Origin of the sequence: Priestia filamentosa, assembly GCF_900177535.1 — a bacterium.
Taxonomy (GTDB): domain Bacteria; phylum Bacillota; class Bacilli; order Bacillales; family Bacillaceae_H; genus Bacillus_I; species Bacillus_I filamentosa.
The window spans coordinates 1-25,681 of sequence record NZ_FXAJ01000008.1 but is presented as its reverse complement, the minus strand read 5'-3'; the positions used below and the strand labels follow the sequence as shown (position 1 = coordinate 25,681).

Sequence of the window (25,681 nt, the reverse complement as noted above, 5' to 3'; positions counted from 1 at the left end):
ATAGTCATTACTCACATCTAAAAATTATAGCATAGGAAACTATCCGTTGCAATGACTGATAAAATAAATTTTAAACATAGCTTTTTAGTTTCTATGATTAAGTTGATTATCTTCTTTTTACTATCATAATAAAGAAACATACGTTCGTCTATTTATATGTCTATTTATATAAAGAAAAAAACCGAGAAATTCTCGGTTTTTTATACATTGAAGCGGAAGTGAATAACATCTCCATCTTGAACAACGTACTCTTTTCCTTCTAAACGTACTTTTCCAGCTTCACGAGCTGCACCCATTGTTTTAGCTTCAAGAAGATCCTCATACGCTACTGTTTCAGCACGAATAAAACCACGCTCAAAGTCTGTATGGATGATTCCAGCACACTCAGGAGCTTTCATGCCATTGCGGAACGTCCATGCACGTACTTCTTGCTCACCTGCTGTAAAGTATGTTGCTAGTCCAAGTAACTCATATGTTGCACGAATAAGCTGATCTAATCCAGACTCTTTAATGCCTAGTTCTTCAAGGAACATTTCTTTTTCTTCTCCTTCAAGTTCAGCAATTTCAGACTCAATTTTTGCACAAACCACAATTACGCCTGCGCCTTCTTTTTCAGCATAGTCTTGAACAAGTTTCAAATATTCATTTTCAGAAGCATCTGCAACTTCATCTTCCCCTACGTTTGCTACATAAAGAGTTGGTTTAATTGTAAGAAGGTGAAGACCTTTTACAACACGCGCTTGTTCTTCAGTAAAGCTAACAGCACGCGCTGGCTTTTCTGCTTCAAATGCTTCTTTTAGCTTTTCAAGAATCTCATATTCAAATACTGCTTCTTTATCTTTTTGTTTCGCCATTTTACCAACACGACCAATGCGTTTCTCAACTGTTTCTAAATCTGCTAAAATAAGCTCTAAGTTGATTGTCTCAATATCTGCAATTGGATCGACTTTGCCTGATACGTGTGTGATGTTATCATCTGCAAAGCAACGAACAACTTGACAGATAGCATCTACTTCACGGATATGTGATAGAAACTTGTTTCCAAGTCCTTCACCTTTACTTGCACCTTTTACAATCCCTGCAATATCTGTAAATTCAAATGCTGTTGGAACTGTCTTTTTTGGTTTTACAAGTTCTGTTAATTTTTGCAATCGCTCATCAGGTACCTCAACAATTCCTACGTTCGGGTCAATTGTACAGAACGGATAGTTTGCTGATTCTGCTCCTGCTTGTGTGATGGCATTAAATAATGTTGATTTCCCTACGTTTGGAAGACCAACAATTCCTGCTGTTAAAGCCACTTCAACCACTCCTCTTCATTTTGAACAATCTATTGTCTAACACGACTCATGCCCGTGTTCACTATTACTTCAACCTTTCACAATTATAGAGATTTCTGAAAAAGAATACAACCTTTCTTTCTAGAGCTTCTCTATGTTTACAACACAATCATAAAGAGAGCTTCCTAATCCATTATCAGAAAGAGCACTAGATGTAAGTACGTTGACGGTTTCTCCCATCGTTCTCCATCTTCCTTCATCAATATTAACTGTTCTAGGATGGGCTTCTTTTAAAATTTTCACTTCTCCCTCTAGCACACCTCGATCATTGTATACACGGATACGATCTCCGTTTTTCAATTCTTTTTCAAGCGCAATATCAGGTGATATATCAATTGTTGCCTTGTCCATTCCTTTTAAGACATGATAGTGCTGGGAGTGATTAGACCTTAAAGGATGAATAGATAAAAGTGTATAAGGATACCTTAAGCTCTCTTTCCCCTTTTCTTTTTCTATTTCACCAGGTAATGATGCTGAGAGTAGGCCGCTATATCCTGCTTCACTAGCTTTAAGAGATGTAAATTCATATTTTCCGCTTGGTGTCTTAAAATGCCGATCTTCCCAAGGCACAGCTTTAACTGGTAACAATATATGATGCTTTTCTTTTAGTTTTTCAAGGGTTATGCCCTTTTCACTCAAAGAAGAAATACCCATTGCTAAAAATTCATCAATTGTATAATTAAAGAGATCGAAAAACCCCAACCGTTTCGAAAGTTCTGTCCAAATCCACAAATCGGACTTTGCTTGTCCTGGAGGCTCTACCGCTTTTTCACTATAGTTCATATATCCATGATACATAGAAGAAAAATAGATATCTGTTTCTTCAAAAACTGTTGTAACAGGCAATATATAATCAGCAAGAAGCGCTGTATCCGTCATAAATTGTTCAAATACAATCAATGTTTCCACATTAGAAAAAGCTTTATGCACGCTATTTGTGTCTGGAACTTGAGTAAGTGGATTTCCACAAGTAACAATTACCGTTTTGATTGGAGGTTCATTTGCCTCCATCATTTCCTTTGCTTGAGTCATCATAGAAAACTTACGGTTTGTTTCTTTTAAATCTTGTCTTGAGAGCTCTTTTATATTGAAACTCTCCCCAACTTGCGTATTCCCGAAATGAGAACCTCCCCCTTTGATTCCTACGTTCCCACTTAGAGCAACAAGAGCATCAATAAGTCGAATCGTATTTCCGCCATTTTGATAACGTTGCATACCAAGACCAAGATAAGTTGAAGTTGGACCACTTTCATAAAGAGATGCAAGCAAAGAAATAATGTCTCTTGAAACTTCTGTTTTATCCAAAATCTCTTCCATTGTCAGAGAGTCTAAAAGCTTACAAAGATCAGAAAATCCATGCGTGTATTTTTCTACAAATTCTTTATCATACACATCTTTTTCAAAGAGCTCTTTCATAATCCCAACTGCAAGTAATCCATCCATACCAGGCTTTACTGACACATAGTGATGAGCAAGTTTTGCTGTTGCATTATGAATAGGATCAATAACCGTAATTATTGCGCCCTTTTTCTTCGCTTCTTGTAAATAACTAAAAAGATGCATATTTGTACGAGCTACGTTGCGTCCCCAAACCACAATATTTTTACTGTGTAAAATATCCTCTGGAGCATGACTGTGTGAAGCACCGAAATCCCATACTTGTGCTTCAATACCACTTCCCCAGCAAATACTTCCGTAAAGCTCTGTAACTCCTCCAAATGCATTAAAAAAACGTTTGTCCAAATTTTTCAAAAGTCCATTATTAGCATAGTCATGACTATGTAAAACAGCTTCTGAACCGTATCTTGACTTTACATTTATTAAATTTCGGCTAATCTCTTCTAATGCTTTTTCCCATGAAATTTCCTCAAATGTACCGTTGATTTTTTTCAAAGGAACGGTAAGACGCTTAGATGAGTTTGTTCTCGTTTCTAATGCTCTTCCTCGTCCACAAATTTTCCCTTTTGTAATCGGGTGAGTAGGGTCTCCGTTGACTTTTCTCACCTTCCCATCTTCAACTTCGATATGAAAGCCACAGCTATCCCAACAGTTCAATGGACAAGCTGATTGTCTGATTTCACCCATTCTACCTCTCCTTCTTATGAATAATGCTAAAAAAACAACCTCATCGCTTTAAAAAGGCGATGAGGTACAATTATTCCTCGTGTTTTACAAGGATCTTTTTCAACTTTCGAGAGAATTCTCTTCTCGGAATCATAACACTATGTGAACATCCTTCACATTTAATTCGAATATCCATCCCCATTCGGATGATTTTCCAACGATTTTCACCACAAGGATGTGGTTTCTTCATTTCAACAATATCATAGAGATCAAATTCTTTATCCACTACTATTCGCTCCTCTTTCTATTTTTTAAAGGGGCTTTGTGCTATTTGATGGATTGTACATCATCATTTGAGCAAATGGAACTTGAATACCATTCGCATCTAGAACACCTTTAATGTCTTTGCGCATTTTTCTAGCAATTGGAACATGTGTCATTGGTTTCACTTCACAAGCGACCCTAATCATCACTTCTGTTGGTCCCAAACTTTGAACTCCTAAAAGCTCAGGTTCTTTCACCATATTTTCGTAACGAGCAGGAAGCTGTGGTAAAAGTTCTAGAATCACTTTCTCTGCTTTTTCAATATCTTCTTTATATGAAATATTCACATCAACTACAGCCATGCTATTATGGATAGAAAAGTTTGTCACATCAGTAATGTTTCCGTTTGGAAAAATGTGAAGCTCTCCTGTCCAGCTTTTAATTTTTGTTGTCCGAATTCCAATTTCTTCAACAGTTCCTTCAAAGTTTGTAATTCGTACATAGTCTCCAACTGAGAACTGATCCTCAAATATAATAAAGAAACCTGTAATAATATCACGTACTAAGTTTTGTGCTCCAAATCCAATAGCAAGTCCAACCACTCCTGCTCCCGCAAGAAGAGCTCGGACTTCTAAGGAAAGAGTCTCTAGAATCATAACAATTGCAACAAAGTACGTAAAATAAGTTAGCGTATTTTGGAGGAGGCGACTAATAGTAGCTTCCCGTCTTTCCGAAATTCGCAGTGGACTCTTCATTCTGACTTCAAAAGATTTGTTTAATAGAGCTTTTCCTACTCTAATAAAAAGAAAAGACAGAACGAGAATTAAAATGATTTTTAAACATTTTTCCCCAATTAATATCCATAGATCTTCATTGGATAAATAACCGACAATTTTATCTATTGCTTTCTCTGTTGCATTCACTTTTTATTCTTCCTTCCCCTATTCGTTCCGAAAGATAGAAAACTTCCTTTATATTTTAGCAACTTTTCATTCAGATTTGTACCGATTTATAATAGGATATGCTAAAATTCCCGCTAGTAAATAAAGGTTCAGAATCCCATAAATAGGGTATAGAACAGCAATTAACGTTGAGAATCCTACCATTGTAAACGGAACCATAATAAGTAATAATAACACAGCAAGGATAGGAAGAGGTAATCCGACGGCTTCTTTAATGCGAGCTAAAAACCCAAGAATGCTAGAAACAGCTGTTGTATATATAGCTGATATTAATAAAATAGTCATTATGAATGACATTAAGTACGGAAAACTTTTCATAATTGCAAAAAGTGGAATTTCGTAATGACTCATTTCACTTTCTACAAACAATAAAGCACGGTTATAAATGAAAGAAAGAAATCCAATGATGAGGCCGCTCCCAATGCTTGCAATTTTAATTTCTTCTATACTTTTAATCTTTTTTCCAACGGCTGCTAGCACAGCTACAAGGGAAAGCACATTTAAAGATGTAAAAGTAAAAGCAGAGGGCCAATTCCTCTGAAGCTTTTCAAAGAGAGGCATTACCCCTTGGTCATGACCAATAAAAATAAGCAGTGTTGCCAATAAACCTAAAATTAAAAGAGGAGTTAAAAGCGTATTTATCGTAATCATACCTTGTACACCTTTAAAAAAGATAATCACAATACATACACAAAATAAAATCATGCCTCCCCAATAGGAAAAACCAAATGCCTCTAGTGATGTACTTCCACCTGCGAGCATAACGACCGTTGTCGTAAAAAGATAGAGCATGATTAAAATATCATAAACAGAGGCCCACCTAGCACCAACTAGTTTCTCTAATAACGGCATAAAATGTTCCGTTTTTTGTTCATAACTCACTTTCATAATTGTATAGCAGCAAAGAGAAAAGATAATAGTGAATAAAACTATAGCTAGCCCGCTTTCCTTTCCAAAGAACTGCCATAGCTCTCGGCCAGAAGCGTAGCCAGCACCAATGATTGTCCCCATAATTAAGAAAATCCACTGAAAACCTGATTTCCACATTCCCTTTCCCCCATTTCTTTCCCTTCATACGTATAGAAAGCTTGTTTTATTCGTATACTGTTACTACTATGTGTAAGGAGTGGACCCTATGAATCTAAAGCATTCTTTATTTGATAAATCAAAATCTCTATTTCGTGTTGCTCATGATGAAAGCTTAGCAAGTGAGAAACTTGCTGAACGGTTACTCACAGAGCTTGTTCCACTTTCACCTCACCGTTCAATTGTCTTTGTTTGTATTGGAACAGATCGTTCTACAGGTGACTCATTGGGTCCATTAATCGGTACTAAACTTCAAGAACAGCCTTTCTCCCCTTTTCATGTATATGGCACATTAGCCAAGCCTATTCATGCTCTTAACCTTGATGAAATGCTAGAACATATTCAAAAGCTTCACGTGAAACCTTTTATTATTGGAATTGATGCTTGCCTAGGGAGAAGTAAAAATATTGGAACTGTAACTTTAGGGATTGGTCCTGTCAAACCAGGAGCAGGAGTGAATAAAAATCTCTCACCTGTTGGGGACATTCATATTGCAGGAATTGTAAATGTAAGCGGTTTGATGGAATTCTTTGTTCTTCAGAATACAAGGCTTCACCTTGTAATGAGCATGGCTGATATGATTACAGAAGGAATAGCACTTGCAGGAAAAGAGATGCAACGTATTCGCAAACCAACATTACTCAAAGTTCCCCCGACATTGAAAGAAACGTAAAAAACCGCTACACATCAACATGTGTAGCGGTTTTTTATTTCATTTGAAGCAAGTCTAGAAGACGGTTTAAATCATCAGGTGAGAAAAACTCAATCTCAATTTTTCCTTTTTTCTTATGTTGTGTAATATGAACAGATGTCCCAAATCGCTCTCTCAAGCGCGTTTCACTTTCTTTTAAGAAAAGATCTTTCTTTGGCTTCTGTTTATCTTCTTTTTGACTTTCTTCTTTATTTAACTTTGTAATATATTGTTCAAGATAGCGAACGTTCCACTTCTCTTCTACCACTTTTTGAGCTAGCTTTACGAGAAGGGACTTGTCCTTTACTCCCAACAAAGCACGGCCATGTCCCATAGAAAGCTTTCCTTCAGTTAAATACCCTTGTACTTCTTGAGGTAAATTTAATAGTCTTAAGTGGTTAGAAATATGCGGTCTGCTCTTACCTAAACGAGAAGCAAGCTGTTCTTGGGTCATTTCAAGTTGACTGATTAAAGTTTGGTAAGCAATACCTTCTTCAATTGGAGTTAAATCTTCACGTTGAAGATTTTCTAAGAGAGCAAGCTCCATCATTTGCTTCTCTGTTAACTCCCGCACAATAACAGGAACAACTTCAAGCCCTGCTTCTGTTGCTGCCCTGTATCTTCTTTCCCCAACTACAATCTCATATCCCTTAATACTTTTTCGTGCTACAATCGGCTGAAGAATCCCATGCTGTTCAATTGATTCTTTTAATTCCTGAATCGCTTCTTCATGAAAGATTTTCCGAGGCTGATATGGATTTGGTCGAAGTTCACGTAACGGAATCTCTTGTACTGTTTCATCCGTTTTTTCGTCATAAGTAGAAAAAAGAGCGTTAATTCCTTTCCCCAATCCTTTTCCCATTGTAAATCACTTCCTTTGCAAGCTCCATATAAACTTCTGCTCCGCGAGATTTATGGTCATATAAAATAATAGGTGCACCATGACTAGGCGCTTCGCTTAAGCGAACATTTCTCGGAATAATCGTTTGATACACTTTATCTCTAAAGTACTTTTTAACTTCCTCTGTAACTTGTAACCCTAAATTTGTACGCGCATCAAGCATTGTAAGTAGAACACCTTCAATTTTAAGAGCTTTATTCAGGTGTTTTTGTACAAGGCGTACTGTGTTCAATAACTGACTAAGACCCTCTAAAGCATAGTACTCACATTGAACAGGAATCAAAACAGAATCCGCGGCTGTTAATGCATTTATTGTTAACAACCCTAAAGAAGGCGGACAGTCAATCACAATATAATCATAGTGTTCTTTTACTGTATCAAGTGCTCGTTTTAGACGAACTTCCCTAGAAATAGTTGAAACAAGCTCAATTTCTGCACCTGCTAACTGAATTGTAGCAGGTAAGATGTGAAGATTTTCTACACCTGTTGGATAAACCACTTGTCTTGGTTCAACATCTTCTGTAAGTACATCATAAATGCACTGTTCTACATCTCCTTTTTCAATACCAACCCCACTTGTAGCATTTCCCTGCGGATCACTGTCTACGAGTAACACTTGATGGTTTTGGGCCGCAAGACATGCCCCAAGATTAACAGCCGTAGTTGTTTTACCAACTCCACCCTTTTGGTTAGCAACCGCGATGATTTTCCCCATGCTGTCACCTACCCTTTATTTAACATTGGAATAATGAAACTCTTATTGATAGTTTATCACGAATTTTCTAAAATCTCTTTTAGAAAGGGAAAAACCTCATCAAAACTAGGGACGATGAGGACAACGTTTGCTATGCATCAAGTCTATAAGAAACGACTACTTTCTATTTTTTCGGAATTCGAATTGTAAATTGATAATAGTCATCAAACTCTTCTTCTTCAGAATTTAACGTAATGCCGCTATCTTGTACCATTGTTAGCGATTGACGAATTGTGTTCATCGCAATTCGAGTGTCTTTGCTAAAAGCTTTTCGCTTTGGTTTTGCTTTTCGTTTTGTTCCGTCTAATAACTGCACAATTCGATCTTCTGTTTGCTTCACATTTAGGTTCTTCTCAATAATCTCATACAATAGTTCAACTTGCTTCTGTGGAATTTTCAAGGAAATTAAAGCTCTTGCATGACGTTCTGTAATTAGCTTTTGGCGGATGCTATCCTGAACCTCTTCAGGAAGTTTTAGAAGTCTAAGCTTGTTAGCAATTGTGGATTGACCTTTACCTAACCTTTGAGCTAATGCCTCTTGCGTCAAATTGTGAAGCTCTATCAACTTTGCATATGCTACCGCTTCTTCAATTGGAGTAAGCTCCTCACGCTGAAGGTTCTCAATAAGGGCAACAGAAGCTGTTTCTGTATCATTGAACTGCTTTACAATAGCTGGAATGGTCACCCATCCTAGAGATTGCACAGCTCTCCATCTTCTTTCCCCGGCAATAATCTCAAATTGCCCCTCTGTCATTTTCCGAACAATAATCGGCTGGATAATACCGTGAGTGCGGATTGTTTGAGCAAGCTCTTCTATCTTATTTTCCTGGAAAATAGTACGTGGCTGATAACGGTTTGGGCTAATTTGACTAACAGGCAACTCCTTAACTTCATCACGTATTTCCTTTTCCTCAATATTAATCTCATGCTCTTCTGGCTTGTCTTTCAAATTAAAAAAGCGAGAAAAAGCAGATTTCATTGTCCAACACCACCTTAAGGAAAATCCCTCTTACATAATTCGATATACGGTCTAAATTTCCTTCTTGATTCGTAGCTTAAAATTTTTTAAGACGTTTCATATGAAACATTATTCAATTGGTGTTTTAATTGGAACGCCTGGCTTGCGTGGATATTTTTTAGGTGTAGCTTTTACTTTATCAATTGTTACAATGTAGCGTTCACTTTCTTCAAATGGAAGTGTGAAATGATGGATTTCACGAAGTTTACCACCTAGAACTTCAAGTGATTTTTCACCATTTTGAAGCTCTTCTTGAGCACTAGCACCTTTCATTGCAATGAATGCGCCATTTTTCTTAACAAGTGGAAGACAAAATTCGTTTAAAACTGAAATACGTGCGACAGCTCTTGCTGTTACAGCGTCAAATTTCTCACGAAACTGCTCTTTCTTTCCAAAAATCTCAGCTCTATCGTGATAAAGAGATACATTGTCCAATCCTAACTCAGAAACAAGATGATCTAAAAAACCAATTCGTTTTTTTAAAGAATCAACAATGCTAACATGAAGATGAGGGAAACAAATTTTAAGAGGAATACTTGGAAAACCTGCTCCTGCGCCTACATCGCAAAGTGTATGTAGAGATTTAAAATCAACAAAAAAAGAGGCTGAAATAGAATCAAAAAAATGTTTCTCATATACGGCTTCTTTCTCTGTAATGCCTGTTAAATTCATTTTTTCATTCCATTCAACAAGAATGTGGAAGTATTGTTCAAACTGATGAAGTTGATGAGACGAAAGAGAAATCCCTTTCGCCTCCAGCAACTGTTGAAATTGGGTAGAATTCATTAGGTAAATTCCTTTCAACTTAATTTATAAATTTAATTAGGTTCATTTGAGACTTTTGCAATACGTCCTTGTTCAATATAAACAAGTAAAATTGAAATGTCTGCTGGGTTAACCCCTGAAATACGAGAAGCTTGAGCAACCGTAAGTGGTCGAACTTGTTTTAGTTTTTGACGAGCTTCTGTTGCTAAGCCTGTAATTGCATCATAATCAATGCCATCTGGGATTTTTTTATTCTCAAGTTTTTTCAGACGTTCTACTTGTTGCAATGACTTTTGAATGTAGCCTTCGTATTTTGTCTGAATTTCAACTTGTTCTTCAACATCAAAATCAAGTTCCTTATCAGCTGGAACAAGCTTTTTAACCGCGCTATATGTCATTTCCGGACGCTTCAATAAGTCTGAAGCACGAACAGCATCTTTTAGCTCTGTTCCCCCTGCTTCTCGAATCACTTCTTGAACTTCGTCCGTTGCTTTAATAATTGTGTTATATAAACGTTTCTTTTCTTCTTCAATCTCTGCTTTTTTAGTATTAAATTTCTCGTAGCGTTCTCCAGAGATTAATCCAAGTTTATGACCAATATCTGTTAGACGAAGGTCTGCATTATCATGACGAAGAAGAAGGCGATATTCAGCACGAGATGTTAATAAACGATAAGGTTCATTTGTTCCTTTTGTAACAAGGTCATCGATTAAGACACCGATGTAAGCATCTGAACGACTAAGAATTAACTCTTCTCGCTCTAGTGCACGAAGACCTGCATTAATTCCTGCCATAATTCCTTGTCCTGCAGCTTCTTCATATCCAGATGTTCCGTTAATCTGACCTGCTGTATAAAGGTTTTTTACACGTTTGGTTTCAAGTGTTGGCCAAAGCTGTGTTGGTACAATTGCATCGTATTCGATGGCATAACCTGGACGCATCATTTCCACATTTTCAAGACCTGGGATTGTTGACAACATTTCGCGTTGAACATGTTCAGGTAGACTTGTGGATAACCCTTGAACATATACTTCTTGTGTGTTACGACCTTCTGGCTCAAGGAAAATTTGATGACGCGGTTTATCATTAAAACGAACCACTTTATCTTCAATAGATGGACAGTAACGAGGTCCTGTTCCTTTAATCATGCCAGAATACATTGGTGAAAGATGTAGATTTTCATCAATAATTTGGTGTGTACGCTCACTAGTATATGTTAACCAGCATGGAAGCTGATCTGTAATATATTGCGTTGTTTCGTAAGAGAAAGCTCGTGGTGATTCATCACCAGGCTGAATCTCTGTTTTGCTGTAATCAATAGACTGACTTTTTACGCGAGGTGGCGTTCCTGTTTTGAAACGAACAAGATCAAAGCCAAGTTCCTCTAAATGCTCAGACAAATGAATAGAAGGCTGCTGATTATTTGGTCCACTTGAGTATTGAAGCTGTCCAAGAATAATTTTCCCGCGCAAGAATGTTCCTGTAGTAATAACAACTGTCTTAGAATTGTAGATGGCTCCTGTGTTTGTGATAACACCTTTACATTCTCCATCTTCCACAAGAAGTTTTTCAACCATTCCTTGCATAAGCGTAAGGTTTGGTTCTTCTTCTAGAGTTTTTTTCATTTCGTGTTGGTAAGAGAATTTATCAGCTTGTGCACGTAGCGCTCGGACAGCAGGGCCTTTGCCTGTGTTCAGCATACGCATTTGAATATATGTTTTATCAATGTTGCGGCCCATCTCTCCACCAAGCGCATCAATCTCGCGAACAACGATTCCTTTAGCAGGACCGCCTACAGATGGGTTACAAGGCATAAAAGCAACCATATCTAAGTTCAGAGTGAGCACAAGTGTTTTAGCCCCAAGGCGAGCAGAAGCTAATCCAGCTTCACAGCCAGCATGACCTGCCCCAATGACAACAACATCATAATTTCCTGCTTCATATTGTTGCATATCTTGCGTATTCCTCCTTATTTTCCTAAACAAAATTGAGAGAACAGCTGATCAATTAAACTTTCGTGAACAGCATCTCCGATAATTTCACCTAAAAGCTCCCACGTACGTGTTAAATCAATTTGGACAATGTCAATTGGAACACCGCTCTCAATGCCCATAATTGCTTCATCAATCGAATTTTTTGCCTGATTTAAAAGCGCTACGTGACGCGTATTTGATACATAAGTTAAATCCTGTCCTTCAACTCCGCTTTCAAAGAAAAGAGAAGAAATAGCTTCTTCCAGCTCATCAATCCCTTGTTCTTGAAGAAGAGAAGTTGAAATGACTGGTTTTCCATCTGCAAGAGTTTTCACACGTTCTAAATCAATTTTTTGCTCTAAATCTGTTTTATTAATAATAACAATATAGTCCATACCGCTCACAGCTTCAAAAAGATGCTCATCTTCTTGTGTAAGGGCATCATGGTAGTTAAGGACAAGCAAAATTAAATCTGCTTTTTTCAAATACTCACGAGAACGTTCTACACCAATTCGCTCAACAATGTCTTCTGTTTCACGAATTCCTGCTGTATCGACAAGGCGAAGCGGTACTCCTCTTACATTTACATACTCTTCAATTACATCTCGAGTTGTTCCTGGTACATCTGTTACAATAGCTTTTGTATCATGTACAAGGCTATTTAAAAGGGATGATTTACCGACGTTTGGACGTCCTACAATAACAGTACCAAGTCCTTCACGCAAAATTTTCCCTTGTTGAGAAGTTCTCAACAGTTTTTCGATCTCACTTTTAACACCTGTTGCTTTCTCGATTAACACATTATGGGTCATTTCTTCTACATCATCGTACTCAGGGTAATCAATGTTTACTTCAACATGTGCAAGCGTCTCAAGGATTTCTTGACGAAGATGACGAACAAGTTTTGAAAGTCGACCTTCAACTTGACCTAACGCCACATTCATGGCACGATCTGTTTTAGCACGAATTAAATCCATAACGCCTTCTGCTTGAGAAAGGTCAATACGACCATTTAGGAAAGCACGTTTCGTAAACTCACCAGGCTCTGCTAAACGAGCTCCTTGTGAGAGAACGAGTTGCAGCACTCGATTTACGGAAACAATACCGCCGTGGCAGTTGATTTCGATAAGATCTTCTCTTGTAAAGGTTTTAGGTCCTTTCATAACAGATACCATTACTTCTTCAATGATTTCATCTGTAGCTGGATCTTTAATATGACCATAGTTAATCGTATGTGATGGAACATTGCTTAGACGTTTACCATTTGGACTTTGGAAAACTTTATCCCCAATAGAAATTGCCTCTTGGCCGCTCAATCTTACAATAGCAATAGCTCCTTCTCCCATTGGAGTTGAAATGGCTGCAATTGTATCAAGTTCAAGCATATTTTTCACCTCTTTTCGATATTCTATCTATAAAAAACAATGGTTTTGTGTAAAATAAAGCTCTAATATATTAGAGTAACATAAATCTATAATAGACAAAATTATCTTTTGTTGAAAGTTATACACATTGTTTTGTAAAAAACATTTCTATTCTACATTATTAACATGTGGATAACAATTCTTTCACCATATCTTTTTTAAAAAAAGAAGCTTGAGGACTCCCTCAAGCTTTTTTTGATTATTCTGTTGTTTTTAGAAGAGTTGCTGTCCTCTTTTCAATATGATCTTTAACAAAGAAGCTTTGAGCAATCATAAAAATGTTGCCAACACTCCAATAAAGAGAAAGAGCAGCAGGAAAATTCAAAGCAAAAATAACAATCATAACAGGCATAACCCAAAGCATCATAGCCATCTGTGGATTATCACTCTCAGCTCCTGCCATAATCAGTTTTTGTCCCATATAAGTAGTAATACCTGCAATGATAGGCAGAAAATAGTATGGATCAGGGCTACCTAAGTTCATCCAAAGAAAATTATTTTCGGAAATTTCCTTTGTTCTCGTAATAGCATGAAAAAAAGCAATGAGAATAGGCATTTGAATTAAAATTGGTAAACAACCAGATAGTGGATTCACATTATAATGGCTAAAAAGTTCCATCATCTTCTCTTGGAGCTGTTGCTGTGAATGAGCATCTTTATTTGGATACTGCTCTTTCAGCTTCTCAATCTCAGGCTGAAGGGCTCCCATTGCTTTTGTATTTCTTATCTGTTTCACCATCAATGGGAAAATAAGAACCCTAATCATAACAGTAACGATAATAATTGCTATGCCAAAGTTATTCCCAAAGAGTTGAGCAAGGTAGATGATCGTTTGTGAAATGGGATAAACAACATACTCGTTCCACAGTCCTTCACTCTCTCTTGTAATCGGCTCCTGGACCTCAGTACAGCCGCTTAGAAAAAAGAGAGCAACAAGGCATAAAGCGAGAACTCTACTTCTCACCGTTTTCCCTCCTTCTCTCCCCGCCCAACTCTTTGATGTAAATCTATTGAATAAGCTTTGCTCGTTTTAAAACATGGAAAAGACTTTTTTGAATTTCGCTGTGTGACATCTCAGCGGTTGGAAAGCGGGCAATAATAATATAATCCTTGTCTTGGGGCAGCTGATCTTTTACTTCTTGCAGCGCCTCACGAATTAAACGCTTAATTCGATTTCGTGTTACAGCATTTCCTAACTTCTTACCGACAGAAAGTCCTACGCGAAAATTTTGTTGATCACGCTTATCGAGCGTATAAACAACAAATTGTCTATTTGCCATTGACTTTCCTCTCTTAAATATCTTCTGAAAATCTTCATTTCGTTTTACACGATAACGTTTTTCCATTTCTAACAGCTCCTGGACTTCTTCATTCAACAGTATAGCCAACTTTAAGAAGCCTCTTACATATATTTTTTAAAAGCATCTTTTCATTTCAAAATTATAAAATATTTACTCGCTTATCCGAGAAAATTTGTAATAAAAATAAGAAAAAAAAAGACCACTGACAGTTCAGTGGTCTAAGCAGATAATACTTTTCTTCCTTTACGACGACGACGAGCTAAAATGTGACGTCCGTTTTTAGAGCTCATACGGTTACGGAAACCATGAACTTTACTACGCTTACGTTTATTGGGTTGAAACGTTCTTTTCATTATATTACACCTCCCTGAGGAATATCTTAAAAAGACAGTCTTACTAATTATAGAGAATACCCCTCGATTCTGTCAACTTCAAATCATGAAATGATTAAAACCATAATAAACCAAGAGTAATAAAAAAGCTGATTTTAGAATGATTTTCTTTATGCATTTATAGGCCTTTTTTGCTCTGTGGATAAAGTTACTCCTCTTTTTGACGCTCATTCACCATTTATCGACATATATTACACATAATCTAGTACTGTGGAAAAGTTTACTCCCCAACCTGTAGTCATTGTGGATAAGTTTCTGAAATTCATTGCAACTATTGTTTTTCTTTGATATGATATTTTTGTTTTCACTTTAATAGATCATCATTATTTCTAACTTTATCCACAATTTGTGGATAAAGTGTGGACATTTTTACCACAGGGTGTATATAAACTTGTCCACAGGCTGTTAATTTTGTCGAATACTCTAGTTTCTTCTATATTATATACTTATTCACAATTAGCTGTTTGCATAAATATGTATTCTAGTTTATATCGTTAATTTGTTTAAAAATCTAAGTTGTACAATAGTTGTACAACCCTTTAGTTTTCAAAAAAGGAGGGGTATTGTTGGAAAATATTCATGATTTATGGGATAAGGCACTAGTAGAAATTCAAAAAAAATTGAGCAAGCCTAGCTTTGAAACTTGGCTAAAATCTACAAAAGCACATTCACTTCAAGGTAGTTCACTAACAATTACAGCACCAAATGATTTTGCCCGTGATTGGCTTGAGGCTCATTATGGAAACTTAATTTCAGAAACGCTGTACTCACTTACTGGGGAAGAGCTTGAAATTAAATTTATTATCCCTCAACACCAATCTTCAAGTGAACTTGACGTTGTTCATCCTAAAGAAAGAAAGAAAAAAGCGGATGATGTAGCAGAATTTTCTCCAAGCATGCTTAATTCTAAATATACATTTGAAACCTTTGTTATTGGATCTGGAAACCGTTTTGCCCACGCTGCATCACTAGCAGTTGCTGAGGCCCCGGCAAAAGCCTATAATCCACTTTTTATTTATGGGGGAGTAGGACTTGGAAAGACTCACCTTATGCATGCTATTGGTCATTATGTATTAGAGCATAACCCATCAGCAAAAGTTGTATACTTATCTTCTGAAAAGTTTACAAATGAGTTCATTAATTCAATTCGAGATAATAAAGCAGTTGAATTTCGTAATAAGTATCGCAGCGTTGATGTATTGCTTATAGATGATATTCAATTTCTAGCGGGGAAAGAACAAACTCAAGAAGAATTCTTCCATACCTTTAATACATTGCATGAAGAAAGCAAACAAATTGTCATTTCAAGTGATCGACCACCAAAAGAGATTCCAACACTAGAAGATCGTCTTCGTTCACGTTTTGAATGGGGATTAATCACTGATATTACCCCTCCAGATTTGGAAACAAGGATCGCCATTCTGCGTAAGAAAGCAAAAGCAGACGGATTGGATATCCCAAATGAGGTTATGCTCTATATCGCAAACCAAATTGACTCGAATATTCGTGAATTAGAGGGGGCACTCATAAGAGTTGTTGCATATTCATCTCTTATCAACAAGGACATCAATGCTGATTTAGCAGCTGAAGCCCTAAAAGATATCATCCCAAGCTCAAAACCACGTGTTATTACCATTCATGATATTCAGCGTGTTGTTGGGCAACATTACAACGTAAAGTTAGAAGATTTTAAAGCGAAGAAGCGTACAAAATCAGTTGCTTTTCCGCGTCAGATTGCTATGTATTTATCTCGCGAATTAACTGATTTCTCTCTACCGAAAATTGGGGAAGAGTTCGGAGGGCGAGATCATACAACAGTCATCCATGCACATGAAAAGATTTCAAAATTACTTGATTCTGATGCTCAACTTCAAAAGCAAGTTAAAGAAATTCAAGATATGTTACAAAGGTCATAGTGAATTATGTGAATAACTTAGACTCATTTACACACAGTCTGTCCACATGTGGATAGACTTTATTTTCTGGGTTTCTGAGAGTTATCCACATTTTCACAGCCCCTACTATTACTACTGCTATTTTTTATTAAAAAATAATAAATAAAAGAACTCTCCAGATAAAAAAAGGAGGAACAATAGAAAATGAAATTCTCAATTCAAAAAGATTATTTAGTTCAAAGTGTTCAAGATGTGATGAAAGCTATCTCTTCTCGTACGACAATTCCAATTCTTACAGGAATCAAGATTGTTGTTTCTGATGAAGGAGTAACATTGACAGGAAGCGATTCAGATGTTTCAATTGAATCTTTCATTCCAAAAGAAGATGAAGACAAACACATTGTAGATGTTGAAAAAGAGGGCAGTATTGTTCTACCAGCTCGTTTCTTTAGCGAGATTGTTAAGAAGCTGCCAAAAGAAACAGTAGAAATTGAAGTTCAAAATAACTTTTCCACAGTTATCCGTTCTGGAAAAGCAGAATTTAATTTAAATGGCTTAGATGCAGAAGAATATCCACAGCTTCCACAAATTGAAGAAGAAAACATGTTTAGTGTACCTACGGACTTAATTAAAAACATGATTCGACAAACAGTGTTTGCAGTGTCCACGTCAGAAACACGCCCCATCTTGACAGGTGTAAACTGGAAACTTGAAGATGGTGAGTTGACATGTATTGCAACAGATAGCCACCGCTTAGCTTTAAGAAAAGCTAAAATTGAAACAACAAATCAAGAAAAATATAGCATTGTAATTCCAGGAAAGAGCTTGAATGAATTCAGCAAGATTCTTGATGATTCAAGCGAGCTTGTTGATATCGTCATTACAGAGAACCAAGTCTTATTTAAAACAAAACATCTGCTGTTCTTCTCTCGTTTATTAGACGGCAACTATCCTGATACATCTCGTCTTATTCCAGATGACAGCAAAACTGATGTTGTATTGAATGTAAAAGAATTTCTTCAATCTATCGACCGAGCATCATTGTTAGCTCGTGAAGGACGAAATAATGTTGTTAAACTTTCTACAATGCCAGAGGGAATTATTGAGATTTCTTCAAACTCTCCTGAAATCGGAAAAGTAAGTGAAGAAGTACAAAGTAAATCAGTAGATGGGGAAGACCTGAAAATCTCCTTCAGTGCTAAATATATGCTTGATGCACTTAAAGCTTTAGAGGGCAGTGAAATTAAAATAAACTTCACAGGGGCTATGCGTCCATTTGTTATTCGCACATTAGATGACGATTCTATGTTACAATTAATTTTACCAGTACGAACATATTAATTCATAAAGAGAACAAAGCTACTAGAAGAGGACTAGTAGCTTTCTTTTCTCTTTTTAAATTTTTTAGTAAAATAAAAAAGATAGATCATTTTGGAAAGTAGGAGATATTGATGGCTCAAGAAGTGCAAATTTCAACAGACTTCATTACTTTAGGGCAGTTTTTGAAGCTTGCAGACGTGATTCAGTCTGGTGGGATGGCTAAATGGTTCCTTAGTGAACATGAGGTTTTTGTAAACGGAGAAAGCGAAGATCGCCGTGGCCGAAAATTAAGAACGGGTGATCAAGTGGACATTCCGACAGTTGGTCAATTTGTTGTTTCATAAAAGTTGGTGAAATCTTGCATATCAATGAACTACAGCTGAAAAATTATCGTAACTATGAGAAAGCTACTATTTCGTTTGAGAACAAAGTGAACGTCATTTTAGGCGAGAATGCACAAGGGAAAACAAACGTGATGGAAGCTATTTATGTGCTTTCTATGGCAAAATCTCATCGTACATCAAAAGATAAAGAACTTATTAAGTGGGACTGTGATTTTGCTAAGATACAAGGAGAGCTTACTCGAAATTCAGGACCTTTATCTCTTGAACTGATCGTATCTACGAAAGGGAAAAAGGCTAAGTACAACGGACTTGAGCAAAAACGACTCAGTCAATATATTGGAGCAATGAACACTGTGATGTTTGCTCCAGAAGACCTTAATCTTGTAAAGGGAAACCCACAAGTAAGACGACGATTTCTTGATATGGAAATCGGACAAGTTTCTCCTGTTTACATGCATGACTTAGCCAGATATCAAAAAATTCTCCATCAACGTAATCAATATTTAAAACAGCTCCAAACGAGAAAAGTAACTGATCAATCTTTATTAGATGTTTATACAACTCAGCTTTCAGAAGTCGCTGCATCTGTTTTAAAGAAGCGATATGAGTTTCTACAGCTTCTTCAAGGTTGGGCAGAGCCTATTCATCATGGGATAAGCAGAGGGCTTGAAACGTTGAAAATTCAATATAAAAGTTCTGTTGATGTATCAGCTGAACAAGATTTGTCGAAAATGATACAAGCATACTATGAAAAGTTTGATAAAATAAAGATGAGAGAAATCGACAGAGGTATCACATTAGCAGGTCCACATCGCGATGATTTAATTTTCTACGTAAATGATAAAGATGTGCAAACTTTCGGTTCTCAAGGACAGCAGCGTACAACAGCACTCTCTATAAAACTTGCTGAGATTGAGCTTATTCATGGAGAGATTGGAGAGTATCCGATTCTACTTCTCGATGATGTATTATCTGAATTAGATGATTATCGTCAGTCACATTTGCTCAATACGATTCAAGGAAAAGTTCAGACCTTTGTGACAACAACAAATATTGACGGGATTCACCACGAAACGTTACAAAAAGCAACCACCTTTCATGTGAAAGCTGGGGAGATTGAGAAAGTTTGACAGTCTGTTAATGGGAGTAAAAAAGTCATATTCAAGATCAATTTAACCTAGCTCAGGGGAGGGAAAAGGATTGTCCTCTTTATGAGAGGATGAAAGTGATTTGGCCCAATAAAAAGTGTAGGTGATATAGTTGACAATGGAACAAAAAGAAGTACAAAACCAATCATATGAAGCTGATCAAATTCAGGTATTAGAAGGTTTAGAAGCAGTCCGGAAAAGACCTGGTATGTACATTGGCTCTACAAGTGGAAAAGGTCTTCACCACCTTGTGTGGGAAGTTGTTGATAATAGTATTGATGAGGCATTAGCAGGTTTTTGTGACGAAATTACTGTCACAATTGAGAAAGATAATAGTATCACTGTACAAGATAATGGACGTGGAATTCCTGTTGGTGTCCACGAAAAAACAGGTCGTCCTGCTTTAGAAGTTATCATGACTGTTTTACACGCAGGAGGTAAATTCGGCGGTGGCGGTTATAAAGTGTCAGGTGGACTTCATGGGGTAGGGGCTTCAGTTGTAAACGCACTTTCTACTTTCTTAGAAGTGCATGTTCATCGTGATGGAGAAATTCATTATCAAAAATATGAACGTGGCATTCCTCAAGAAGATATTAAAGTAGTCGGAAAAACTGACCATACAGGAACAATTACTCACTTTAAACCAGATCCGGAAATATTCCAAGAAACATTGGAGTATGACTATGATACACTTGCTAACCGTCTTCGCGAGTTAGCGTTTTTAAATCGTGGCATCAAAATCATTATCCGTGACAAACGTGAAGAAGAGAAAGAGAATGTATATTACTACGAAGGCGGAATTAAGTCATATGTAGAACATTTAAACCGTTCACGTGAAGTTCTTCATGAAGAACCGATTTATGTAGAAGGAGAGAAAGATAATATCTCCATTGAGGTTGCGCTTCAGTATAATGATGGTTTCGCAAGCAATATTTATTCGTTTGCCAATAACATCAACACGTACGAAGGTGGAACACACGAATCTGGTTTCAAAACAGCTTTAACACGTGTAATCAATGATTATGCGCGAAAGAATCAAATCTTCAAAGACAATGATACAAATCTAACAGGGGAAGATGTTCGGGAAGGTTTAACAGCGATTATTTCTATTAAGCATCCTGATCCACAGTTTGAAGGACAAACAAAAACAAAGCTTGGAAATAGTGAAGCACGTACAATTACAGATTCACTATTTACAGAACGCTTTGAAACTTTCTTGCTTGAAAATCCAAGTGTTGCAAGACGTATTATTGAAAAGGGACTTACAGCTTCAAGAGCACGTATTGCTGCAAAGAAAGCACGAGAAATTACAAGACGTAAAGGTGCTTTAGAAGTATCACATCTACCAGGAAAACTTGCAGATTGTTCTTCAAAAGATCCATCAATTGGTGAGATTTACATTGTTGAGGGTGATTCAGCTGGAGGTTCTGCTAAACAAGGGCGTGATCGCCATTTCCAAGCTATCCTACCTCTAAAAGGTAAAATCCTTAATGTAGAGAAAGCGCGTCTTGATCGCATTCTTTCTAATGATGAAGTTCGAGCTATTATCACAGCAATTGGTACAGGTATTGGAGAAGACTTTGATATCTCAAAAGCTCGTTACCATAAAATTGTAATTATGACTGATGCAGATGTCGATGGAGCTCACATTAGAACACTTCTTCTAACATTCTTCTATCGTTATATGAGGAATATTATCGAAAAAGGTTATATATACATTGCACAGCCACCATTGTATAAAGTTTCTCAAAATAAGAAAGTTGAATATGCTTATACAGATCGTGACCTAGAACAAGTTCTTCAAAACTTCTCTGGAACCTCAAAGCCTGGTATTCAGCGTTACAAAGGACTTGGAGAAATGAATCCTGAGCAGCTTTGGGAAACAACGATGGATCCTGAATCAAGAACATTGCTTCAAGTTAGCTTGAAAGATGCAATGGAAGCAGATGAAACATTTGAGATCTTGATGGGAGACAAAGTAGAACCAAGAAGAAACTTTATTGAAGAAAATGCAAAATATGTGAAAAACCTAGATATTTAACACCAGTGCAGGGTAAGTTGATGAGTTCTTATCCTGCATTATATATGGAACAGAGACTTGTTATTGGGTCTCACAAGGAGGTTTACTGTTATGGCAGATACGCCAAGCTCTCGAATTCATGAAATTAACATTAGCCAAGAAATGAGAACTTCATTCCTTGATTATGCAATGAGCGTTATCGTTTCAAGGGCTTTACCAGATGTGAGAGACGGACTTAAGCCTGTGCACCGTCGTATTCTCTATGCAATGAATGATTTAGGAATTACCGCTGATAAAACATATAAGAAATCCGCACGTATTGTTGGGGAAGTAATCGGTAAGTATCACCCACATGGTGATTCAGCCGTTTATGATGCAATGGTACGTATGGCACAGGATTTCAACTATCGTCATATGCTTGTTGACGGCCATGGAAACTTCGGATCAATTGATGGAGACGCAGCCGCAGCTATGCGTTATACAGAAGCTAAGATGTCTAAAATCTCTATGGAACTTCTGCGTGACATTAATAAAGATACAATCGACTATCAAGATAACTATGATGGGGTAGAGAAAGAGCCTGTTGTTTTACCTTCTCGTTTCCCTAATCTTCTTGTAAATGGCTCATCAGGGATTGCTGTTGGTATGGCTACAAACATTCCACCACACCATCTTGGAGAAGTAATTGACGGGGTATTAGCCGTTAGTGAAAATCCAGAGATTACAACAATGGAGCTTATGGACATTATTCCAGGTCCTGATTTTCCTACAGGAGCTCATATCATTGGAAGAAGTGGGATTCGTAAAGCTTATGAAACAGGAAAAGGGTCTATTACATTAAGAGCAAAAGTTGATGTGGAACAGAAGAGCAATGGAAAAGAAGCAATTATTGTAACGGAACTTCCTTACCAAGTGAACAAAGCAAAGCTTATTGAGAAGATTGCTGATCTAGTTCGTGATAAGAGAATTGATGGAATAACAGACTTACGTGATGAATCAGATCGCCGTGGCATGCGTATTGTTATTGAAGTTCGTCGTGATGCAAATGCAAGCGTACTTCTTAACAATCTCTATAAACATACAGCTTTACAAACAAGCTTTGGAATCAACACTCTTGCGCTTGTTAACGGTCAGCCTAAAGTACTTAGTCTGAGAGAGTGTTTACAGCATTACCTTGATCATCAAGTAGTAATTATTCGTCGCCGTACAGAGTTTGAATTGCGCAAAGCAGAAGCGCGTGCTCATATTTTAGAGGGACTAAAAATTGCACTTGATCACCTTGATGAAGTCATCCAGCTTATCCGTAGTTCTCAAACAGCAGAGATAGCTAAAGAGGGGTTAATGGAGAACTTCTCTCTTTCTGAAAAGCAAGCTCAAGCAATTCTAGATATGCGTCTTCAACGTTTGACAGGTCTAGAGAGAGAGAAGATCGAAGCTGAGTATCAATCCCTATTAGCTTTAATTGCAGAACTTCGCGCAATTCTAGCAGATGAGGAAAAAGTACTTGAAATCATTCGTGAAGAACTTACAGAAGTGAAAGAGAAGTTCAGTAATGACCGCCGAACAGAAATTTTAGATGGTGGCATTGAAAATATTGAAGACGAAGACTTAATTCCAGAGCAGAGCATTGTTATTACATTGACTCATAATGGTTATATTAAACGTCTTCCTGTTTCAACATATAAAAGTCAGCGTCGGGGTGGACGAGGTATTCAAGGAATGAATATGAATGAAAATGACTTCGTTGAACAACTTTTAACAACTTCTACACATGACACGATTCTGTTCTTTACAAATAAAGGAAAAGTATACCGGACAAAAGGGTATGAAATTCCTGAGTATAGTCGAACAGCAAAAGGTCTACCAATCATTAACCTTCTAAAAGTTGAAAAAGGAGAATGGATTAATGCTATTATCCCAGTGAAAGAATTCACAGATACAGATTATCTATTCTTCACAACTAAGGATGGAATTGCTAAGAGAACACCACTGTCATCTTTTGAAAATATTCGTACTAATGGACTGATTGCAATTAACCTACGTGAAGAAGATGAATTGATTTCTGTTCGCCTAACAAATGGAGAACAGCATATGGTCATTGGAACGAAAAAAGGATTGCTTATTCGTTTTGATGAGAACGATGTTCGTTCAATGGGAAGAACAGCTACTGGTGTAAAAGGAATCACTCTTGCTAATGATGATGAAGTAGTGGGGATGGAAATCTCAGCAGATGAAGATGATATTCTTGTAGTCACGAAGAATGGATATGGAAAGAGAACCCCAGTTGAAGACTATCGTATCCAAACGCGTGGTGGTAAAGGACTCAAGACGTGTAACATTACAGAGAAAAATGGTGATGTTGTAGCTTTAAAATCTGTTAATCTTGACGATGATTTAATGCTTATTACTGTTCATGGTGTTCTTATTCGTGTATCTGTTGAAGACATCTCTCAAACAGGAAGAAATACACAAGGAGTTAAACTTATTCGTCTTGGTGATGATGAATATGTTTCAACTGTGGCTCGTGTACAGAGTGAAGATGAAGATCTTGATGAAGAAGGAGAACATCTTGAAAGTCCTCAAGGTGAAGAAACAGAGGAACAAGAAGATTAAACCTTCTAAATAAAATCATTGAAAAAAGAGCGCTATATGCGCTCTTTTTTTAGTATAATTTTACTCATTCATAGAAATGCTGTTTTAGGAGGTGAGAATGGTAAACATTTTAGTTCAAGATTTAAAAGCAGGCTTTGTTGTGAAAGAGGATGTATGTTCTCAAGATGGACATATTATCATGCCAAAAGGAATGAGATTACAAAACATAGAATACAAGTTTTGGGAGCTTTTCTCATTAAAGAGATAAGAGTTCAAGAAAGAACATCATTGTCTAATCCGGAAGAAGAAATAAATGAATTATATGAGAGTATTGAAAAGTATAATACATTTGTTGATCAATATAAAAAAGCTATAGAGGAATATAAGAAAATATTTCAAGGATGACAAGCTGGGATGATGGTTGACATGATAGATATTAGAAAAAGATTTATTTCCTTTTTCAAAGATTTTTCTACTTCCTCTCATATTTTAAATCTCTGTAGATATCAATCAAAAGAAAATTATTTTTATCACCACCCAGTAGCTGTAGGGTTAATTGCTGCTTTTATTGGGCGGAAAAAGAACATTAAACAAGAGGAATGGGTTACCATAGCTTTATCAGGACTTTTAATGGACTGTGGGTTTTCTCGTATGAACGAGCATCTTTTCTTGAAAAGTGGTAGGATGTTAAATGAAGATGAAAAAAGAATGATTAAAATCCATCCTAGTAAAAGCTATCAAATGGTTCGACACCTACGTCTGTTAACAGAGGGAAGCAAGCTTGCTGTTCTTCAACATCATGAACGTCTTGTCTTGATGGCTCGGGATATCCTCTTGGTCTTATCGGAAATCAAGTCCATCCTTATAGCAAAATTGTAGCAGTTGCAGATACGTTCTATGCTATGGTAGGTGGTAAAGAGCGTGGAGGGAAGAAAATACCTTTCACTGTACTAGAAGAAATGCGAAAAAAACTTTTGGAAAATAGGATTTTGAGTATCTCACAATCCTTATGAAAGACATATCTTCAACAGCCATTGGAAGAAGAATTTTATTAAATAATAATCAAAGAGGAGAAATTGTTTTTATCAATCAAAATGATCTTTCCAAACCACTTATTAGACTTGATGAAAATGCTTCATTTCTAGACTTATCAGAGAAGAATGATCTATACATTGCAGAAATTTTATAAAAAAAGTGAAAAAAGGGTTGTCAATGTAAGCATTTCTATGATAATATTTTAAAAGTCAGCTCAAGACAACATAGAGTTGAAAAAAAGAGGTTGACAAGCTTAGTAGATATGAGTTATACTAAGTAAGTCGCTTAAGACAAGTTCTTTGAAAACTGAACAAAATACGTCAACGTTAATTCTATTTTATTTTTAAAACAACGTTTCTTATTAGAAACAAAAAGCTATGGACATCGAAAGA

At 36.7% G+C, this 25,681-nt stretch carries 25 protein-coding genes; 11 read left to right on the top strand and 14 right to left on the bottom strand.

All coding sequences use genetic code 11. The features are described 5' to 3' along the window. Positions 1–200: 200 nt before the first annotated feature. The 5 genes from ychF to B9N79_RS21485 form a co-directional block, all read right to left on the bottom strand. Positions 201–1,301 (bottom strand): redox-regulated ATPase YchF, encoded by a 1,101-nt coding sequence (gene ychF, locus B9N79_RS21505; RefSeq protein ID WP_040060454.1) that lies wholly within the window; start codon positions 1,299–1,301, stop codon positions 201–203. 120 nt (positions 1,302–1,421) lie between these two features. Continuing rightward, positions 1,422–3,425 carry a molybdopterin-dependent oxidoreductase gene (locus tag B9N79_RS21500; RefSeq protein ID WP_040060456.1) on the bottom strand — a complete coding sequence of 668 codons (2,004 nt, stop codon included), beginning with the start codon at positions 3,423–3,425 and terminating at the stop codon, positions 1,422–1,424. Positions 3,426–3,495: 70 nt separating this feature from the next. Then, positions 3,496–3,696: a DUF951 domain-containing protein gene (locus tag B9N79_RS21495; RefSeq protein WP_040060458.1), complete on the bottom strand. Its 201-nt coding sequence runs from the start codon at positions 3,694–3,696 to the stop codon at positions 3,496–3,498. Between the two features lie 19 nt (positions 3,697–3,715). After that, positions 3,716–4,591, bottom strand: a complete 876-nt coding sequence (locus tag B9N79_RS21490) for a mechanosensitive ion channel family protein (RefSeq protein ID WP_019394671.1) — start codon at positions 4,589–4,591, stop codon at positions 3,716–3,718. A 66-nt stretch (positions 4,592–4,657) separates the two neighbouring features. Next, complete coding sequence (locus tag B9N79_RS21485) at positions 4,658–5,677, bottom strand: YkvI family membrane protein (protein WP_019394670.1); 1,020 nt, start codon at positions 5,675–5,677, stop codon at positions 4,658–4,660. Positions 5,678–5,765: 88 nt separating this feature from the next. On the opposite strand from B9N79_RS21485, the gene yyaC reads away from it, so the two are divergent. Then, entirely contained in the window at positions 5,766–6,389 is a 624-nt protein-coding gene (gene yyaC / locus B9N79_RS21480) for a spore protease YyaC (RefSeq protein WP_040060460.1), read from the top strand. Between the two features lie 34 nt (positions 6,390–6,423). Here yyaC and B9N79_RS21475 read toward each other — a convergent pair whose 3' ends face one another. The 9 genes from B9N79_RS21475 to rpmH all read right to left on the bottom strand — a co-directional run bounded on the left by B9N79_RS21475 (position 6,424) and on the right by rpmH (position 14,896). Further along, positions 6,424–7,269 (bottom strand): ParB/RepB/Spo0J family partition protein, encoded by an 846-nt coding sequence (locus tag B9N79_RS21475; protein ID WP_019394668.1) that lies wholly within the window; start codon positions 7,267–7,269, stop codon positions 6,424–6,426. Continuing rightward, positions 7,241–8,023 (bottom strand): ParA family protein, encoded by a 783-nt coding sequence (locus B9N79_RS21470; RefSeq protein WP_019394667.1) that lies wholly within the window; start codon positions 8,021–8,023, stop codon positions 7,241–7,243. Before B9N79_RS21470 ends, B9N79_RS21475 begins: the two co-directional genes overlap by 29 nt. Positions 8,024–8,186: 163 nt before the next feature. Beyond that, positions 8,187–9,041 (bottom strand): nucleoid occlusion protein, encoded by an 855-nt coding sequence (noc, locus tag B9N79_RS21465; RefSeq protein ID WP_019394666.1) that lies wholly within the window; start codon positions 9,039–9,041, stop codon positions 8,187–8,189. 108 nt (positions 9,042–9,149) lie between these two features. After that, positions 9,150–9,866, bottom strand: coding sequence for a 16S rRNA (guanine(527)-N(7))-methyltransferase RsmG (rsmG, locus tag B9N79_RS21460; protein ID WP_019394665.1), 717 nt, complete (start codon positions 9,864–9,866; stop codon positions 9,150–9,152). Between the two features lie 32 nt (positions 9,867–9,898). Beyond that, positions 9,899–11,797 (bottom strand): tRNA uridine-5-carboxymethylaminomethyl(34) synthesis enzyme MnmG, encoded by a 1,899-nt coding sequence (mnmG, locus tag B9N79_RS21455; RefSeq protein ID WP_040060461.1) that lies wholly within the window; start codon positions 11,795–11,797, stop codon positions 9,899–9,901. Between the two features lie 17 nt (positions 11,798–11,814). Next, positions 11,815–13,203 (bottom strand): tRNA uridine-5-carboxymethylaminomethyl(34) synthesis GTPase MnmE, encoded by a 1,389-nt coding sequence (mnmE, locus tag B9N79_RS21450; protein WP_040060463.1) that lies wholly within the window; start codon positions 13,201–13,203, stop codon positions 11,815–11,817. Between the two features lie 238 nt (positions 13,204–13,441). Then, positions 13,442–14,206: a YidC family membrane integrase SpoIIIJ gene (gene spoIIIJ / locus B9N79_RS21445; protein ID WP_040060464.1), complete on the bottom strand. Its 765-nt coding sequence runs from the start codon at positions 14,204–14,206 to the stop codon at positions 13,442–13,444. A 43-nt stretch (positions 14,207–14,249) separates the two neighbouring features. After that, a complete protein-coding gene (gene rnpA, locus B9N79_RS21440; protein WP_040060466.1) occupies positions 14,250–14,588 on the bottom strand; it encodes a ribonuclease P protein component in 339 nt (112 codons plus the stop codon). Positions 14,589–14,761: 173 nt separating this feature from the next. Beyond that, entirely contained in the window at positions 14,762–14,896 is a 135-nt protein-coding gene (gene rpmH / locus B9N79_RS21435) for a 50S ribosomal protein L34 (RefSeq protein WP_019394660.1), read from the bottom strand. Between the two features lie 605 nt (positions 14,897–15,501). Here rpmH and dnaA point away from each other — a divergent pair. The 10 genes from dnaA (at position 15,502) to B9N79_RS21395 (ending at position 25,443) form a co-directional block, all read left to right on the top strand. Continuing rightward, a complete protein-coding gene (gene dnaA, locus B9N79_RS21430; protein ID WP_040060467.1) occupies positions 15,502–16,851 on the top strand; it encodes a chromosomal replication initiator protein DnaA in 1,350 nt (449 codons plus the stop codon). A 183-nt stretch (positions 16,852–17,034) separates the two neighbouring features. After that, entirely contained in the window at positions 17,035–18,171 is a 1,137-nt protein-coding gene (gene dnaN, locus B9N79_RS21425) for a DNA polymerase III subunit beta (RefSeq protein ID WP_019394658.1), read from the top strand. 110 nt (positions 18,172–18,281) lie between these two features. After that, positions 18,282–18,494, top strand: a complete 213-nt coding sequence (yaaA, locus tag B9N79_RS21420; RefSeq protein WP_019394657.1) for a S4 domain-containing protein YaaA — start codon at positions 18,282–18,284, stop codon at positions 18,492–18,494. Between the two features lie 14 nt (positions 18,495–18,508). Beyond that, positions 18,509–19,624: a DNA replication/repair protein RecF gene (recF, locus tag B9N79_RS21415; RefSeq protein WP_019394656.1), complete on the top strand. Its 1,116-nt coding sequence runs from the start codon at positions 18,509–18,511 to the stop codon at positions 19,622–19,624. Positions 19,625–19,760: 136 nt separating this feature from the next. Next, positions 19,761–21,683, top strand: coding sequence for a DNA topoisomerase (ATP-hydrolyzing) subunit B (gyrB, locus tag B9N79_RS21410; RefSeq protein WP_019394655.1), 1,923 nt, complete (start codon positions 19,761–19,763; stop codon positions 21,681–21,683). Positions 21,684–21,773: 90 nt separating this feature from the next. Then, on the top strand, positions 21,774–24,275 hold the full coding sequence (gyrA, locus tag B9N79_RS21405; RefSeq protein ID WP_040060469.1) for a DNA gyrase subunit A: 2,502 nt from the start codon (positions 21,774–21,776) through the stop codon (positions 24,273–24,275). A 97-nt stretch (positions 24,276–24,372) separates the two neighbouring features. Next, a complete protein-coding gene (locus tag B9N79_RS26275) occupies positions 24,373–24,522 on the top strand; it encodes a hypothetical protein (protein ID WP_156134627.1) in 150 nt (49 codons plus the stop codon). A gap of 146 nt (positions 24,523–24,668) precedes the next feature. After that, positions 24,669–25,133, top strand: a complete 465-nt coding sequence (locus B9N79_RS21400; protein WP_085118922.1) for an HD-GYP domain-containing protein — start codon at positions 24,669–24,671, stop codon at positions 25,131–25,133. Then, on the top strand, positions 25,097–25,267 hold the full coding sequence (locus tag B9N79_RS26970) for a hypothetical protein (protein WP_420874886.1): 171 nt from the start codon (positions 25,097–25,099) through the stop codon (positions 25,265–25,267). Before B9N79_RS21400 ends, B9N79_RS26970 begins: the two co-directional genes overlap by 37 nt. Continuing rightward, positions 25,264–25,443, top strand: coding sequence for a hypothetical protein (locus tag B9N79_RS21395; protein ID WP_019394651.1), 180 nt, complete (start codon positions 25,264–25,266; stop codon positions 25,441–25,443). The genes B9N79_RS26970 and B9N79_RS21395 overlap by 4 nt, the downstream gene beginning before the upstream one ends. Positions 25,444–25,681 lie beyond the last annotated feature (238 nt).

Coding starts and splice junctions, on each gene's coding strand:
- B9N79_RS21500 (WP_040060456.1), bottom strand. CDS start 3,425: ATGGGTGAAATCAGACAATCAGCTTGTCCATTGAACTGTTGGGATAGC.
- B9N79_RS21485 (WP_019394670.1), bottom strand. CDS start 5,677: ATGTGGAAATCAGGTTTTCAGTGGATTTTCTTAATTATGGGGACAATC.
- yyaC (WP_040060460.1), top strand. CDS start 5,766: ATGAATCTAAAGCATTCTTTATTTGATAAATCAAAATCTCTATTTCGT.
- B9N79_RS21475 (WP_019394668.1), bottom strand. CDS start 7,269: ATGGGAAAAGGATTGGGGAAAGGAATTAACGCTCTTTTTTCTACTTAT.
- B9N79_RS21470 (WP_019394667.1), bottom strand. CDS start 8,023: ATGGGGAAAATCATCGCGGTTGCTAACCAAAAGGGTGGAGTTGGTAAA.
- noc (WP_019394666.1), bottom strand. CDS start 9,041: ATGAAATCTGCTTTTTCTCGCTTTTTTAATTTGAAAGACAAGCCAGAA.
- rsmG (WP_019394665.1), bottom strand. CDS start 9,866: ATGAATTCTACCCAATTTCAACAGTTGCTGGAGGCGAAAGGGATTTCT.
- mnmG (WP_040060461.1), bottom strand. CDS start 11,797: ATGCAACAATATGAAGCAGGAAATTATGATGTTGTTGTCATTGGGGCA.
- mnmE (WP_040060463.1), bottom strand. CDS start 13,203: ATGCTTGAACTTGATACAATTGCAGCCATTTCAACTCCAATGGGAGAA.
- rnpA (WP_040060466.1), bottom strand. CDS start 14,588: ATGGAAAAACGTTATCGTGTAAAACGAAATGAAGATTTTCAGAAGATA.
- rpmH (WP_019394660.1), bottom strand. CDS start 14,896: ATGAAAAGAACGTTTCAACCCAATAAACGTAAGCGTAGTAAAGTTCAT.
- dnaN (WP_019394658.1), top strand. CDS start 17,035: ATGAAATTCTCAATTCAAAAAGATTATTTAGTTCAAAGTGTTCAAGAT.
- yaaA (WP_019394657.1), top strand. CDS start 18,282: ATGGCTCAAGAAGTGCAAATTTCAACAGACTTCATTACTTTAGGGCAG.
- gyrB (WP_019394655.1), top strand. CDS start 19,761: ATGGAACAAAAAGAAGTACAAAACCAATCATATGAAGCTGATCAAATT.
- gyrA (WP_040060469.1), top strand. CDS start 21,774: ATGGCAGATACGCCAAGCTCTCGAATTCATGAAATTAACATTAGCCAA.
- B9N79_RS26275 (WP_156134627.1), top strand. CDS start 24,373: ATGGTAAACATTTTAGTTCAAGATTTAAAAGCAGGCTTTGTTGTGAAA.
- B9N79_RS21400 (WP_085118922.1), top strand. CDS start 24,669: ATGATGGTTGACATGATAGATATTAGAAAAAGATTTATTTCCTTTTTC.
- B9N79_RS21395 (WP_019394651.1), top strand. CDS start 25,264: ATGAAAGACATATCTTCAACAGCCATTGGAAGAAGAATTTTATTAAAT.